General features: G+C 65.5%; 4 protein-coding genes. 2 read left to right on the forward strand and 2 right to left on the reverse strand.

Annotated elements, in window-relative coordinates:
* Positions 1 to 10: 10 nt before the first annotated feature.
* Positions 11 to 991 carry a FecR domain-containing protein gene (locus AAFG07_RS04515; RefSeq protein ID WP_342726191.1) on the forward strand — a complete coding sequence of 327 codons (981 nt, stop codon included), beginning with the start codon at positions 11 to 13 and terminating at the stop codon, positions 989 to 991.
* A 279-nt stretch (positions 992 to 1270) separates the two neighbouring features.
* Positions 1271 to 13351 carry a filamentous haemagglutinin family protein gene (locus AAFG07_RS04520; RefSeq protein ID WP_342726192.1) on the forward strand — a complete coding sequence of 4027 codons (12081 nt, stop codon included), beginning with the start codon at positions 1271 to 1273 and terminating at the stop codon, positions 13349 to 13351.
* 112 nt (positions 13352 to 13463) lie between these two features.
* On the opposite strand, the gene AAFG07_RS04525 is transcribed toward AAFG07_RS04520, so the two are convergent.
* Both AAFG07_RS04525 and gspD read right to left on the reverse strand, forming a co-directional pair.
* A complete protein-coding gene (locus AAFG07_RS04525) occupies positions 13464 to 13937 on the reverse strand; it encodes a tetratricopeptide repeat protein (RefSeq protein ID WP_342726193.1) in 474 nt (157 codons plus the stop codon).
* 76 nt (positions 13938 to 14013) lie between these two features.
* Positions 14014 to 16392, reverse strand: a complete 2379-nt coding sequence (gene gspD / locus AAFG07_RS04530) for a type II secretion system secretin GspD (protein WP_342726194.1) — start codon at positions 16390 to 16392, stop codon at positions 14014 to 14016.
* Positions 16393 to 16598 lie beyond the last annotated feature (206 nt).

Genomic DNA, 16598 nt, shown 5'->3' on the forward strand with positions numbered 1-16598 from the left:
CGCCCGATCGATGACACGCAGCGACGAACCGTCGGAGGAGCTGACCGCGATCGAGAGCGAGGCGCTTGCGCGCGTCCAGCGGCTTGGTTCGGGTCGGGCCACCCGGCGGGACATCGAGGAAGTCAGGCATTGGGGAAGCCAGAGCAGCGCCCATTCGGAGGCGCTGGCGCAGGCCAGCCTGCTCTGGGATCAGCTCGGCCCGGCCGGCGCCAACCTGTTGAAGCGGCGCAGCGATTCCATGCTGGCCGACGTCCGGCGGCAGTCGCGGATGACGCGGCGGGCGATGCTTGGAGGCGCGCTGGCGACGTCGGCCGCCGCCTATCTCGTGGTGTCACCACCGATGCAGCTGTGGCCGTCGCTGCAGGACGTGATGGCGGACTATCGCACCGCCGCCGGCGAGCAGCGCAAGCTCACGATCGATGGCGTCGTCAAGGTGACGCTGAACACCGGAACCAGCGTCAATGTTCACTCAGGCGACAGCAGCCAGGATCGCATCGAGATCCTGACCGGCGAAGCCGTGTTCGCCGCTGCTTCGGCGAGCCGCGAGGTGCGCGTGGTTGCCGGCGACGGCGAGATGAGTGCACGTCAGGCGCAGTTCAACGTCCGCCATGAGCCGCGCAGCACCTGCGTGACGTGCCTCGATGGCGAGGTCCGGGTCACCCGTCACAGTTCCGTCGCGGCGCTGCGCGCGGGACAACAGGTCAGCTATGCAGCGCTTGGTCTCGCGGCGCCCATGTCGGTCGATCCCGCCGAGGTGACAGCCTGGCGCGACGGAATGCTGATCTTTCATGACGCTCCGCTCGGCAACGTCGTGACGGAGATCAATCGTTACCGTTCGGGCAAGGTCATGGTGACGAACGCGGAATTGGAACGCCGTCTCGTCAACGGCCGGTTCCGGATCGACAATGTTGATGGCATCCTGACCATGTTCCAGCAGATCTTCGGCGCGAAGGCGCGACATCTGCCCGGCGGCATCGTGCTGCTGAGCTGATGTTGAGCGGCCGTGCAAGCGCGCATCATGTCTGCGCAGGAATTGTGATGCAGCCCGCGATTTTGTCGTTCGGTCCCGCCGATCAAATGGCGTCCTTGGAGACGAGAAGCCTGGCATACGGTCAAGCCGTGTGACGAGCATCTGCGCAGATCCGATCCGCGCATCTTTCCGTCCGTTGTTCCCGGGGAACATCCTATGCAGTCTCGTCAGCGCGTTGCCCGCCGTCCTCGCCTCGATCCGCGTCGGGTCGTGCCGCCTTCTTCGCGGCAGCGGATCGGATTGGCATCCCACTCCATGCTGCTCGCGGGAACAAGCACGCTGGCGCTGCTGCTGACCGGGCTTGAGGGCGCATCCGCGCGTCCATTCGGCAATTTCGCGACGACGAACTCGGCTCCGGCGATCGCCAGCGATGCCGCAGCTGCCGCAGCCCAGCAGGCCACTGATGTCGCGAGGCAAAGCCAGGGCGCGCTGATGCGGGCGACCCAGGCCATCCAGGCGTTGCAGGCTGCGCAGTCCGCTGCGCGTAGCGCAGCTGCAGCCTCGCAGCGATCGGCCACGTTGCCGCAGGTGGCGGTGCCGAACGGCCTCGCGCCGGGCGGCCTTCAGGTTGCGCCGGGCGCCGTGCCCGGTTCGAGCCTTTGGCAAGGTGCAGCCCTGCCGAGCCAGGCCGCAAGCGGTGGCCAGACCACGGTCACCGTCAATCAGACCGCGCCGCAGGCGATCCTCAACTGGCAGAGTTTAAACGTCGGCAGCCAGACCACGCTCAATTTCAGCCAGCAGGCCAGCAACTGGACCGCGCTCAATCGCGTGGTCGGCAATGCCGGACCGAGCCAGATCCTCGGCCGCATCACCGCGCCGGGGCAGGTGCTGGTGATCAACCAGAACGGCATCATCTTCGGCGGCGCGAGCCAGATCAATGTCGGCTCGCTGATCGCGTCCAGCGCCAATATCGCCGACAGCCAGTTCCGCGCCAGCGGTCTCTATTCGACCCAGAGCGGCACCAATTATCTGCCGAGCTTCACCGGTGCCGGCGGCAAGATCGTGGTCGAGAGCGGCGCGCTGATCACCACCAATGCGCCGTCCTCGGTCACGACGGGCGGCGGCTTCGTGCTGCTGATGGGCACCGAGGTCGACAATGCTGGCGCCATCACCACGCCGAAGGGGCAGACCCAGTTCGCGGCCGGCGACGATTTCATCCTGCGCGCCGGCTATGGCACCAACACCAACCAGAACTCGACCACGCGCGGCAACGAGATCGCGCCGGTGCTCTATCGCGGGAGCGGCAGCGGGACCGTCAGCAACACGGGTCTCGTCCTCGCCCAGCAGGGCGATATCACGCTCGCCGGCCATGCCGTCACCCAGGATGGCATCCTGGTCTCCACCACCTCGGTCAATCAGCGCGGCGCCATCCATCTGCTCAATTCGGCGTCCGACGCGACCGGCAGCGTCACGCTGACCAATAACGGCATCAGCCTGATCCTGCCGGAGACCGATGCGGCGGCCGCGCTGGTCTCCGGCATCGATCCGAGCGTGACCGCGCTCAATTCGCAGCGCGATGCCCTGATCGCCTCGGCCAAGCCGAACCTGCTGGCGACCGGCCAGTTCGACAATCTCTCGACGCTGTCCGATCGGCCCGATCAGTCGCGCATCGAGATCGTCACCGGCGGCACGATCGATTTCAGGAACGGCTCGCTGACCATGGCGCAGGGCGGCCAGGTGACGGCCTCCGCCGGCAAGCGCGTGTTCGCCGAAAGCGGATCGGTGATCGACGTCTCCGGCACCACCGGCACCGTGCTGCCGGTGTCCGCCAACTCGATCAAGGTCAATGTCCAGGGCAATGAGCTGCGCGACAGCCCGCAGAACCGCGACAACGGCACGCTCATCAACAGCAATCTGTGGATCGACGCCCGCGATCTGACCCTGGTGCCGGCCGGCACCGGCGGCTATGCGACGGACCGCTACTACACCGCGGGCGGGTTGCTCGAGGTCTCCGGCTATCTCAACAACACCGGCCACAAGATCGGCGAATGGACTGCGGTGGGCGGCACCATCACGCTGTCAGCGCCGGAGGTGGTGGCGCAGCGCGGCGCGATCTTCAATATCTCCGGCGGAGCGGTGCAGTATCAGAGCGGCTATGTGCGGCAGACGCTGCTGCTCGGCAATGACGGCCGCATCTACAATGCCGACGATGCCCCGGCCAATTTGACCTATGTCGCGGTGGCGAACGGCTTCATCGTCAATCACGCGCACTGGAACGTTATCGAGGTCTATCTCAGCCCGTTCGGCAGAGGCAGCTCGCGCTGGGAGAACGGCTACACCGTGGGCCGCGACGCTGGCAGTCTCGTTCTCGCGACCCCGACCTCTGTGTTCGAGGGCACGATCCTCGCCAATGTGATCGACGGCGAAAACCAGATCGCCAAGCGCCCGACTGGTGTCACCGACGGCTACAAGCTGACGCAGAACACCGTGCCGCTCGCCGGCACGCTGGCGCTCGGGCAGTACAATGGCTATGGCCTCGCCAACGCCTACAACACCGATGTGTCGTTCGGCAACGTTGCGCCGGTCACTGGCGGTCTCGACCTGACTTCCGCGCTGCCGGCCGGTCGCGTCAATACGGCCTGGTTCGATGCGCCGGCGCTCAACAGCTTCGGCCTCGGTGGCCTCAACATCAACACGGCCAACAAGATCTCCATCGATGCGCCGCTGCAATTGTCATCTGGCGCGCAGGTCAAGCTGATCGCTCCGACCGTCGATATCGCGGCCGGCATCACCGCGCGCTCCGGCACCGTCACCGTCAGCAACATTCTCAACTCGGCAACCGGCACGTTTTCGCTGACGAATTCGGCTGGAGGCGCGGCGCTGACGCTGGAGCCCGGCGCCGTCATCGATACGCGCGGCCTGTGGGTCAACGCGCAGACCAATCCGAACAGCGTGTCGGGCCTCGGTTTCCTCGACGGCGGCAACGTCACCTTCGATTCGACTCAGGACGTTAAGCTCGCTGCCGGCAGCACGGTCGACGTGTCCTCCGGCGGCGCCGTCCTCATCAACGGCAAGACGCAAGGCGGCAAAGGCGGCAACGTCACGATTCTCGCGGGGCACACCCAGCAGGATGCGGGAACGCCGGGCGATGGAAATCTGGTTCTCGATGGTGCGATCCGCGCCTGGGGCGTCACTGGCGGCGGCACGCTGACGATCTCGACGCCAGGCAACATCCTGATCGGCGACAGCGCTGAACTTGCCGGAGGTGTGCTGCCCGCAGGCACGCCTGCGCCGGTCGCATTGAAGTTCGCCCAACCGCTCACCATCCCGGCGGGGCAGCCGTTGCCGGTGCCGCTAACGCTCACCTTCACCTCATTGGTCTATGACGTGCCGACCCCGGTCGATATCCGGAACGCGGGTGTGCCCAGTGTGCCAACTGGCGCGGACTGGCCCGTTCCAACCGGGATCACGGTGCAGACACGGGTGAACGGCAACACGCAGTATTGGAGCACCGGATCCGTGTTGCCAGCGGGGTCGATCATCTCCGGCTTTAGTCTCGGCGGAGCCACCGGCGACGTCATTCCGGCCGGCACGGTCATTCCTTCAAGCGTTTTTCCCAACGGCCTTCCGGTCCTGCCCTACCAGATCACCTACGCAGCTGGGTCGGTTCAATCAACGCCGATGACTTACCCGGTCGGCAGCACTATTCCGGTCGGCGGGGTGATACCGCAAACCGTCGCCGTCGAGCCCGCGCCATCGCTCAATCCTGCGTTCTTCACCGCCGGCTTCTCCAATTACGACATCAATGGCGGGCTGGGTGTTGTGGTGGCCAACAACACTGTGCTTGCGGCCGCGATGCCGGTCTACCGGTTCACAGCTAGCAGTTATGCGGCACCGGCCCGCACCGATCCGTCGTCGGCGTTGGAGCTGTGGACCCCGCCGCTGTTCACCGGGGATCCGCGCAAGGCCGCGGTAACCCAGCGCGGCGGTGCGAGCCTCACGCTGCGTTCGCTCATCAAGCCCAGCACTGGCGGCGCGATCGTGGTTGGCGACGGCGCCTCGGTTAGCGTCGATCCAGGCCAGAGCATCACGCTCGATGCCTTCGGTCAGATCAGCGTGTTCGGCAATCTGACCGCGCATGGCGGCAGCATCAATTTGGTCAATGATGCCTACGGTTCGCCGGTTCGAGCAGGCTTCAACTTCGACCTGAGCGGCAACGGCCGCGGCATTTCGATCTGGGTCGATGCCGCTGCCAAACTCGATGTCTCGGGCCTGGCCTATCAGGCGTCCGATATATCAGGACATCCATTCGGGAAGGCGACGGACGGCGGCTCCATCACCATCAATGGTGGTGGTGCCTTCGTGATCGTGCGTCCGGGCGCCGAGCTCAATGCAGATGGCACCCAGGTCGCGATCGATCTCGCGGCGGGCGGTACGGCTTTGTCAAGCCGCCCACAGATCGTCACAACGAATGGCGGCTCCATTACGCTGTCATCGCAGAGCGGTCTCTATCTCGACGGCGATATCCACGCCTTCTCCGGCGGAGCCGGCGCCTCCGGCGGCAGCCTGTCGATCGCGCTCACTACGCCGAACTTCGACGGGAATTCCTTCCCCAAAGGGGTGGCACCGGCCAATGTGATCGTTCCGAGCCTGATGACCGTGGTGCAGGCGCGTCCGGCTTCCTCGCTGCCGGAGGATATCGCCCCGGGCACGGCCGCGTCGCATCTGACGTTTGGCCAAGCCACCGTGAGCGCCGACATGGTCAAGGCCGGCGGGTTCGACAGCCTGACGCTGACGTCCGGCGACTACATGGCGTTCTCCGGCAATGTGTCGCTGGCGCTGGGGCGTAGCCTGACGCTGACGGCGGCGGCGTTCGCGTCGGGAGCTCCGGTGACTGGACCGGTCGATCCTTCGATGCCGGCCACGACTGGTAACGTGAGGGTGTCAGCTCCCTACATCCTGTTTCGTGAAGCGACGGCCGTTGTCCCCGACGGGACCATCAGCGGCAGCATCCGCAATCCCGGCGGTGCGGCCTTGCCGACCACGGCCACGTTCGAGGCCGACGCAAACCAGATCGACATCCAGGGCCTCATCGGCTTCTCGGCGCGTTCGCCGAACCACATGTACGCGCCGGGGTTCCTGACGACGAAGCTCGTCAGCCAGGGCGACATCCGCTTCCTGTCGATGCCGGGGGTTGTCGCGACCCAGCTGTCCACCAGCGGCAATCTCGATCTCCTTGCCGCGCAGATCTATCCCGCGACCAATGCCGTTGCCACCGTCATCGCAGGCAGTGGAAATTCCGATCCGACGACGACGCTCACGATCGGACGCACCACCGATGCCATTCCGGACGCTCCGCTCTCCGTGTTCGGCCAGCTCGCGTTCCAGGCGCCGGTGATCGAGCAGGGCGGCATCGTCCGCGCGCCGTTCGGTCTTTTGACCTTCGGCCTGAGCTGGCCAGTGTACACGCCGCACGTCGACCTGCTGCCCGGCAGCCTGACTTCCGTTTCGATGGCTGGCCTGACCATCCCCTACGGCGGTACGATCGACGGCGTCACCTACACGTATAACGGCACCAGCATCCGTACGATCGGCCTCACCAACTTCAACAACAACGGGCCGCAATCCGGCATCATCCTGGATGGCCAGTCGATCAACGTCGCGAGCGGCGCGATCCTGGATATGTCGGGGGGCGGCACGCTCGCCGGCGCGGGTTTCGTCTCCGGACGCGGCGGCTCGGTCAACGTGATCAACACGCCGCTCGTCAACGCCAACCCCGCGACGCTAGTCAGCAAGGCGAGCGACAAGGTCTATGCGATCCTCCCTGGCTACAGTTCAGGCTATGCGCCGATCGCGCCCGAAAATGGCGCCGGCGATCCCGCGATTGGTCAACAGGTCACAATTCCGTCCGGTGTCCCGGGACTGCCGGCGGGAACGTACACGCTGCTGCCGTCCAACTACGCACTGCTGCCCGGCGCGTACCGCGTGGAGCTTGGCGGCAGCACCACGACACCGGTCGGCAGCCCGATCACAATCGGCAACGGCACCTACGCAGCTACAGTCACCACCGGCATCGCCAACACCGCGATCAAGGGTAGCCTGCCGGTGACCGCGCTGATCACCGCAGGCACCTCGGTTCGCAAATACTCGCAGTTCAACGAGCAGAGCTACAGCGATTTCCTGCTTGCCAACGTGGCGCAGTTCGGCGGCGTGCGTCCGCTGCTGCCGAGCGACGGCAAGACGCTCGAGATCATATTCGAGATGCCGAACGCCACCCCGATTGGACCAGCGCTCACATTCGACGGCACCGCGCTGTTTCAAGGTACGCAGGGCGGTAATGCCGGTCAGGTGGCGCTGCTGAATGTCGGCGAGGTTTATGCGGACGCGCCGACCCAAGGATTCTCCAGTCCCTCGGTCGGCGCCGCCGATCTCAATGCGCTCAAAGCGCCGCGCCTCCTGGTCAACGGAACTGTCATTACCTCGAATGGCACGCTGTTCCTTAGTCAACCCTACGGTCATGATCTGTTCATCCGCGATGGCGTCTCCCTCTCCGCCGGGGAGATGTTCTTTATCGGCAACAATATCAGCGTCGGTAACAACGTGACGCTCAACACCGTCGGACAGGGCGCAGTCCCGTTCGATTCCGTGTCGACCGGCATGAGCTATGCGGTCAGCCAGTTCACTGTGCTGGCGCTGTCCAATGGTGACATCAACTTCCTGCCATCGAATGTCGGCAACGGTTCGATTACTATCGGCGCCGGCTCGTCGCTCTATTCCGAAGGGACGCTGGCGTTCGTGACCAAGGGCGCTTCCGCGATCGATCCGACCGCCCATTTCGGGTCGAGCAACATCGCGCTCGCGGTCGGCACCATCAATATCGGCGACGCCGCGACCGTGGCCGCGGCCGGCGCACCCGCCGGATTGATGTTCGATCAGACGCTGTTCAACACGTTGGTCAACGGTGATCCCCTGCACAATGCGCCGGCGTTGAAGACCATCACGCTTGCCGCGGCGAATTCGATCAACCTGTTCGGAAACGCCGGCCTCGACGCCACCGGCAGCGGTGTCAACCTGGTGCTGAACACCTCGGCGATCTATGGCTACGGCGGCGCCGGCGACAGCTCGACCATCGCCGCCGACAAGATCACGTGGAATGGCCTGAGCGGTGCGACGCCGCCGGCCATCGCCGCAGGCGGGCCAGGAACCGGAATCGGTACCCTCAATCTCGTCGCCAATGAGATCGACTTCGGCCGGTTCGCCTCGCTCGACACCTCGACGGCAAGCCGCGTGATCTACGGCTTCAGCAACGTCAACATCACCGGCAACTCAAGGATCATCTCGGCTGGCAACAGCAAGCTGTTCGTCTACCAGTCACCGAGTTCGGATCCTGCCGCCGTATTCGGCCAGAGCGGCAGCGGCGGCAATTTGACGCTGACGACGCCGCTGCTCACCGGTGCGCAGAAGTCGATCATGGCCTACTCCGCCGGCGGTGCGCTCAACGTCGTTGCGCCCGCGGGCATCGCGCCAAGCGCGGCCGGGTCTACCGTGGCCGGCGCCGAGATCGACCTGACCGGCGGCAGCGTCGGGATCGACAGCACGATCCTGCTGCCGAGCGGCAAGCTGGTCGTCAACGCGACGGGCGATATCGCACTCGGCGGCGCAAGCCGGATCGACCTCGGTGGTCGGCCGTCCACGATCCAGGCGGCGACCGTCTACGGGTTCGGCGGCACCGCGATCTTCAACAGCGCACAGGGCAGCCTGACGCAACTTGCCGGCTCCGTCATCGATGTCTCCGCGACCAACGCCGGTGCCGGCTCGATCAGCATCGCGGCGGCGAATGGGCCGGTCACGCTCGGCGGCGTGCTCAACGGGGCGGCGACAAATGGCTACGCGAGCGGCGATTTCAGCATCGCCGCCGGCCGACTGTCCAACTCGGACTTCGCTGCGCTCAACGCCCTGCTGACCCAGGGCGGCTTCTTCGACGCGCGTGCCTTCGACATCAGGAACGGCGATCTGGTCGTCGGCGACGGTGTGAAAGCCAGCAACGTCACGATCGCCACCGACAACGGCAGCCTGACCGTCGTCGGCACCATCGATGCGTCCGGTGCCGCACCCGGCACCATCCGGCTCTCGGCCGGCAATGGGCTCGCGCTGGCGCCGACCGCCGTGCTCGATGTTCACGGCATGGTGCTGCAGGTCGACGGCTACGGCCAACCGATCGAGGCGAGGAACCGCGGCCATATCGAGCTGACCGCGGCAGGCGGCGCGCTCACGCTGGCATCAGGCGCGACCATGAATCTCACCACCCCGAACGGCGTCGCCTATGGCGACGTGGTGCTGAACGCCCAGCGGACAGCCGAGACCTCGGGCGATATCGCGATCAACGCAGGAGGTCCGGTCAACATCAAAGGTGCCTACAGCATCGCGCTCAACGCGTTCTGGACCTATGACCTACCGGGCGGCAGCACCATCAACCAGGCGACGCTCGACGGCTACGACGTCGCGAGCACAGCGTTCATCAACGCCGCGTTGGGCAATGCGGGTTTGGCGGCGCGCGTCGCGGGTCTTTCCGCGTACGGCAGCACCTACCATCTGCGGCCGGGCGTCCAGATCACCTCGAGCGGCGATCTGTCGACGTCGGGTGATATCGATCTTGCCGGCTACCGCTACGGGCCGAACGCCAATCGCGACGCGACCTCCGCACGCTACGGCGCCGGCGAACCGATGGCGCTCGTGATCCGCGCCGGCGGCAGTGTGACTGTCAAGGGAAGTATCTCGGACGGATTCAAATCATCACCGGGAGCGCCGGCGAGCATCAGGATCTTCGACGCCACCAACAGCCCGTACTTCACCCAGCGCTCATTCAGCGGCTACACCTATTGGTACGACGGTCAGACCGACGTCTACGTCGTGAGCAATTGGACGGTTCCGAACGACGACTTCTACAACTGGTGGATCAACAACTTCTGGGGCCCACTGGTCGATACCAACAACAACTCCTACAACCCCGGGGATACGATTCCTGCCGGTACGATACTGAGTGCCAGTAACAGCTATGGGTTCGCGTTTGAGCCCGGCAGCATGCCGACCGTTGCGGTTGTGGCGACCCCTGCAATTCCTGCGGCGGCGGGCACCGCGGCCGGAGCCCAGATGCTGGCGCCGGGTTCGCTGTCCGCATCGATCCGCCTCGTCGCGGGTGCCGATCTCGCCGCCGCCGACCAGCGCACGTTGCAAACGACCCAGGCGCTCAACGGGAGCGGCAACCTGACGCTGAGCGATCCAGCCTACAATTCGTCGCGCAACGGCACGTTCTTCAGCGTGCTGCGCACCGGCACCGGCAGTCTCGACCTGCTGGCCGGCGGCAGCTTCAGCGAGGCCACGCCATATGGCGTCTATACGGCCGGCACCCAGGCGGCGCCGATCCTGGCGGCCGACGGCAGCAATCCCTACGACCTCGTCGGTGTCACCAGCAGCGGCAACTCGCACGCCTGGTACCCCGAGCATGGCGGCGACCTCCTGCTCACCGCGCAACGGGATATCACCGGTAACATCCAGATCGCGGACAACAACATCCGGTTCGCCGACTCCAATCTCACCGCCAACTGGCTCCGGCTGCAAGGCGGTGGCGCCTCCGCCGATCCGGCTGCCTGGTGGATCAATTTCGGCTCGCTTGCGAAGACCAACCCTTATGATAACGGCCAACAGCTGATCGGCTTTCAGGGGATTGGCACGCTCGGCGGCGGCAATCTCATCGTGATCGCGGGCGGCAATGCCGGCGTGACGGGCAATAGCTCGACCGGCCTCGACCTGGCGGTCGCCTCGACCGGCCGTATTCTGCCGAATGGCACGTTGGTAGAGACCGGTGGCGGCAATCTGGTCGTGAAGATTGGCGGCGGACTCAATCCGGTGGTGCCGACGACGCCTTACGGTCAGGGTCAGGTGCCGGACTATTTCGGCTCGATCACCAACCTGCGCGGCGACACCACCGTCAGTGCCGGGTCGGTCGGCGCGCTGGCCCCGAACACCTGGGGCTCCTATCTGGTTTCGTACGATCCGCGCGCCGTTGATCCCAACGTCTTCAAGCGCTCGCTCAAGACGCCGGGGCCGCTCGTCATGCCGGGCGATGGCAGCGTCAGCATCGTTACGCGCGGCGACCTCGTGCTCGGCGGCGCGGGGGACGCCGGCATGGCGTCGCCGGTCGATCTGAACGGCATTGCGTATACGGTGCGCAATGCCGACGGCACCACGACACTCCACAGCCGCGGGCAATCGAACTTCACATTGTGGACGCCGGCGACCGCGATCAATCTCTACGCGGCGGGTGGTGATGCGGCCGTATTGAGCGGAGTTTCCTTCAGCGGCACGGCTTTCTTTCCGGGAACGCTGATCGTCGCGGCCGCCAACGGTGATATCCGCTTTACGGAGCCTGGGGCCGGCGGCGGAGTGCCGACAATCGAGCTGACGTCGTCGCCGCTCGGCCAACTCGAATTGTTGGCGGCCGGCTCGGTCTACGGGACGAGCCAGGTCGTGGCGATGTCAGGCGCGGACATGAGCACGCTGGCGACGCCGTTCAATCCTGTCTTTGCCACTGGCACCGGCGGCGCCGGCAGCTCCAATGCGTGGGCGAACGCCGCCAATCGCATCAATCCCATCAGTCCAATCGCCTTCGGCGAGGACACGCCCATCTCCAACCTGCATGCAGGTGATAACCGGCCGGCCCTGGTCTACGCCGGCGTCGACATTGTCGATCTCACCCTCGGCCAGGCTCAGCCGGAGAGCCCGAGTGGTGGCGCGTATTTCTATCCGACCCACAGCACCTGGTATATCGCGGCCAAGCCGTTCGAGGTCGTTGCCGGCCGCGATATCGTCGGCACCGGTCCCGTGCCCAGTGTGTTCCTGAACAACGGGCCGAACGACATCTCGCTGATGCAGGCCGGCCGCGACATCTTCTATCAATCCGTCGCTGTTCTCGGTCCTGGCCTGCTTCAGCTACAGGCTGGCCGCAACCTGTATCAGGGCTACTACGGCTCTCTGCTCAGCGTGCGCGATATCGTCAATCAGTCCAACACCACGGGCGGTGCCGGCATCGTCACGATCGCCGGTGTCGGCGCCAGCGGTCCTGATTACACCGATTTCGCCAAGCTGTATTTCAACGCAGCGAACCAGCTTCCCGGCGACGGCACGCCGCTCGCCGGCAGCGGCAAGGTCGCCAAGGCCTACGCCGACGAATTATACGATTGGCTGCATAAGCGCTTCTCGTCCGGTCAGAACTATATCTACAAGGGCCAGTCCTACATCTTCACCGGCACGAAGGACGACGCGTTGGCGTTCTTCCTGTCGCTGCCCGTGGAGCAGCAGGGCGTGTTCGTCCGCGACATCTACTACAAGGAGCTCACGCTCGGCGGTCGCGAATACAACGACAAGGCCAGCCGCCGCTACGGTAGCTATCTGCGTGGGCGCGATGCGATCGCCACGCTGTTCCCGGATCAGGATGCGCAAGGCAATCCGCTGACCTATTCCGGCAAGATCACGATGTTCAGCAGCGTCACGGGCTCCACCACCGTCAACGGCGTCACCGTCCCGGTGGTCAGCGATGCCGGGATCAACACCCAGTATGGCGGCGACATTCAGATCCTCAATCCGGGCGGGCAGACCATCATCGGGGTCGAGGGCGTGACGCCAGGTCCTGGTGCTGGCCTGATCACGCAAGGCCAGAACAGCAATATCGATGTGTATTCGCTCGGCAGCGTGCTGCTCGGCCAGAGCCGCATCATGACCACGTTCGGCGGCAATGTGCTGGTGTGGTCGGCGACCGGCGACATCAACGCCGGCCGCGGCTCGAAGACGACGGTGATCTATACGCCGCCGCTGCGCACCTATGACGCGTATGGCAATATCGCACTGTCGCCGGCGGCACCGGCCAGTGGTGCCGGCATCGCGACGCTCGCGACCATCCCCGGCACTCCGCCGAGCGACGTCGACCTGATCGCGCCGCTCGGCACCATCGATGCGGGCGAAGCCGGCATCCGTGTCTCAGGCAACGTCAACCTCGCCGCGCTGCAGGTGGTCAACGCCGCCAACATCCAGGTGCAGGGCACCTCGACCGGCATTCCGACGGTTCAGGGGCCGCCGGTCGGGGCGCTGACATCAGCGTCAAACACGGCCGGCGCCAGCCAGCAGGCCGCGGCGCCACCGCCAAAGAACAATGACCAGCCGTCGGTCGTGATCGTCGAAGTGCTCGGCTATGGCGGCGGTGACGGATCTCCGCCCCAAGAGCAGCCGGAGCAGCAGCGCAAGCCGCGCGAAAAACAGAGCTACAACGAGAACAGCGCCTTCCAGGTCATCGGGCTCGGCGATACGACGGCCTCGTCAGGCAGGTGACGCGCGAGGATGCAGGACCGTGGCTCGGGAAAGCGATCGCGCGATGCAAAGGTCGCTTTCCCGGAATCGCCAGCGCCTTGCGCGCACCCCATGAGGCTTATACGGCCGGCGATTACTTGACCGTCAGATGCACATCCGGTGCCTGCCGGTCGGGGACCCATTCCAATGCAAACCGCTGGCCGGCCATGATCTCATAGGTCGAGAGCTTGGATGCGACCGCATCGCGGAAGCGGAGATAGGCATCGCGCTGTCGCCCGCCGGTGCGGGCCGCCGCCAGATTGAGCCATTTGTAGGCCAGCAAGAAATCGGTCGGAACGCCGTGGCCCTTGTCGTAGCTCAGGCCGAGCATGGCTTGTGCGAACGGGTCGCCCTGCATGGCGCCGCGATAGTAGAGATCGGCGGCGGCCGCGTAGGCCTGCGGTACGCCGAAGCCGTGCTCATACATGAAGCCGAGCATGCCGAGGGCTCTTGCGTTGCCGCGATCGGCGGCGGGCGAGAGCTCGTGAAATGCCCTGACATAGTCGCCGCGATGGAAGGCGGCCGTTCCGCGCGCAAGGCTATCGGCGCTCGCGACCGATGTGGTCATCGCCCAGGCCATGACCGCAAGCGAAGCGCAAAGGTTTGTCCGAAGCGCGCGCGTGAGGAGCATCGTGTCGCCCCGCTCAATGGAAGCTGGTGGTGATCGGCGCATTGGTCGTCGTCGTGGCGATGCTGCCGCGCAATTTCGATCGCAGCTCCTCGGCCACGATCTGGGCGTCGGAACCGTTGCGGATGATCTGCGGGCGGATGAAGATGATCAGCTCGGTGCGTTGCGTCGCGTTGCTCTGATGCCCGAAGGCATCACCGAGGCCGGGAATCTGGTCAAGCACGGGAAGCGCATTGCGATTGCCGCTCTGCTGTTCGCTGATCAGACCCGCCAGCAGCACGGTCTGGCCGTTGGCGACCGCGATCTGGCTCTTGACCCTCCGTTCCGACACCGTCGGGGTCAGGCTGTTCGCGCTGGTCTGCGGAACGTTGCTGATCTCCTGCTCGACATCGAGCCGCACGGTGCCGTTCACACTGACGCGCGGCGAAACCCGCAGGATGATGCCGGTGTTGCGATAGTCGATGGTGTTGACCACCGTGTTGCTCCCGGTCAGCACCGTCGCGCTGCCGGTCGACACCGGGACGACGTCGCCGACCTGCAAGGTCGCGACCTGGTTGTTGATCACGACCAGCGACGGATTGGAGAGCACCTTGACGCTGGTCACGGCATGCAGCGCATCCAGGATCAGGCTCGGCTGCGTCTCGGATCCGATCAGGAAGTTGAAGCCCGGGAAGGCGCGGTTGATGAAGGCATTGGTGACCGAGCCTGCGACGGAGGCGACCCCGGTGGTCGCGTCCGTGGTGGTCGCGGGCGCCGTGGTGGCCTGGGTGCCGGTGAACGAGCCCATGTTCGGCTTCAGGCCGAGGTTCCTGCTGGTGAGATAGGTCTGCACGCCATAGGACAAAGTGTTGTTGAGCGTGACCTCGGCGATCGTCGCATCGATCGCGACCTGGAGCTGCGGCTCGTCGATCTGCTGCAGCGTCGCCTCGATGATGCGGTAGTTGGCCTGGTCGGCATAGATCAGCAGATTGTTGTTCACGACATCGGGCGTGATCCGCACGTCCTGCATGACGGGCTGGCCGTTGCCTGAGCCGGAGCCAGCGCCGCGTCCGCTATCCAGCGCGGCATTGTTGCCCTGGCCCTGATTGGGATTGTTCGCTTGCCCGCCCGCGCCAAATCCCTGGCCGAGGCCCTGGCCCGCTGCGCCTGTCCCTGACGTGCCGCGCGAGGCAAAGCTGCCCGAGTTCGAGCCCGAGTTGCTGTTTGCCGACAGACGATCGGCGACGCTCGACGTCGACGAGGTGCCGGAGCCGGGCGCGAGCTGGCTGTCGGCGCTGTCGAGCAGATTGCCGGACGATCCGCCGAGGAACATGTCGGTCAGAACCCGCGCGATCTGGCGCGCGTCGCCGTATTTGACGCGGTAGACATGGACCGAGGTGCGCGCGGTGTCGTTGCGGTCGAGGCGCTTGATCCAGGTCGCCGCCGTGTGCAGCATGTCCGGCTTCTTGGTCACCACCAGCACCGCATTGAGGCGTGCGATCGGCATGAACTTGATGACGTTCTGGCTGAGGCCGTTCTCGCCGGAATCGACGATCTTCTCCAGCTCGGCGATGACGGGCGCGGGCGAGCCGCTCGAGATCGGGAAGATGCCGACCGATTGGCCGCGCATCCAGTCGACGTCGAAGCTGAGCACGGTGTCGACGGCGGTGCGGCGCTCGGCGCCGGTGCCCTGGATCAGGAGCAGATTGCGCGTCGTGTCGGCGCGGATCGAGCCCGCCCTGGTGGCGAAGCTGTCGGTCAGCTTCAGCAGGGTCTGCGCCGACACATATTGCAGGGGGACCACCGAGATGCCGAATCCGGGTTCGGGATTGGCCGCCGCGGCATCGACGCGGCCGCCGCCGACGGCGTCGCCGAGCGGCGTCAGGCGATAGCCCGCGGTATCCTTCAGCAGCACCACGCCGCTCAGGCGAAGCGCGTTTTCAAGCACGAAGACCATGTCGGATTTCGGCACCGGGCGGACCGACACCAGGCTCACCGTGCCCTGGACCCGCGGGTCGATGGTGTATCCGACATGCAGGATGTCGCCGAGCACGACCTTGGCGACGGTCGCAACCGGCGTGCTCTCGAAATTCAGATCGAAACCATTGCCGTTCGAGGCCGGCTGCGGCCGCGCGTCGGCGACCCCGGTTACTTCGCTTCCCTCATACATCGCCGCGCGGACGCTGCCGCCCTGGCCGCCGCCCGCTGCCGCCAGCCCGCTCACCGGTTGCGGCTGGCGCGGCAAGAGATCGAGCGATCGCACCTTGTCGGTGACGTCGACCTGGGACGCGTCCACGCTCTCGCCGACCGTCGCGGAATTGCAGGACGCCAGCAACCCCAGCGACGTCAGGGCAAAAATGGCTGCCAGGCCGCCACGGATCGTCGGGCAGCGGCCCACTGTGCCTACGCGTTGCATGAAGGCCCTTCGCTCTGACTAACTGAAATTTCGACGGCGTGCGACGATCGGTCCTACCCCGATGGGACTCTTAGCGATCGAACATGACAGAAATAAATTGGTTACATGATTGTCGTTCGCGACCTGACCATCGCATCGCACCAAGTCTGCGCAGCCGGCGCGCCGCCGTGTCCGCGATGCCACGTCAAGGTTTCTTGAGCCAGGCG

This window comes from Bradyrhizobium sp. B097, from assembly GCF_038957035.1.
In the GTDB taxonomy this organism is placed as follows: Bacteria; Pseudomonadota; Alphaproteobacteria; order Rhizobiales; family Xanthobacteraceae; genus Bradyrhizobium.

Coding starts and splice junctions, on each gene's coding strand:
- AAFG07_RS04515 (WP_342726191.1), top strand. CDS start 11: ATGACACGCAGCGACGAACCGTCGGAGGAGCTGACCGCGATCGAGAGC.
- AAFG07_RS04525 (WP_342726193.1), bottom strand. CDS start 13,937: ATGACCACATCGGTCGCGAGCGCCGATAGCCTTGCGCGCGGAACGGCC.
- gspD (WP_342726194.1), bottom strand. CDS start 16,392: ATGCAACGCGTAGGCACAGTGGGCCGCTGCCCGACGATCCGTGGCGGC.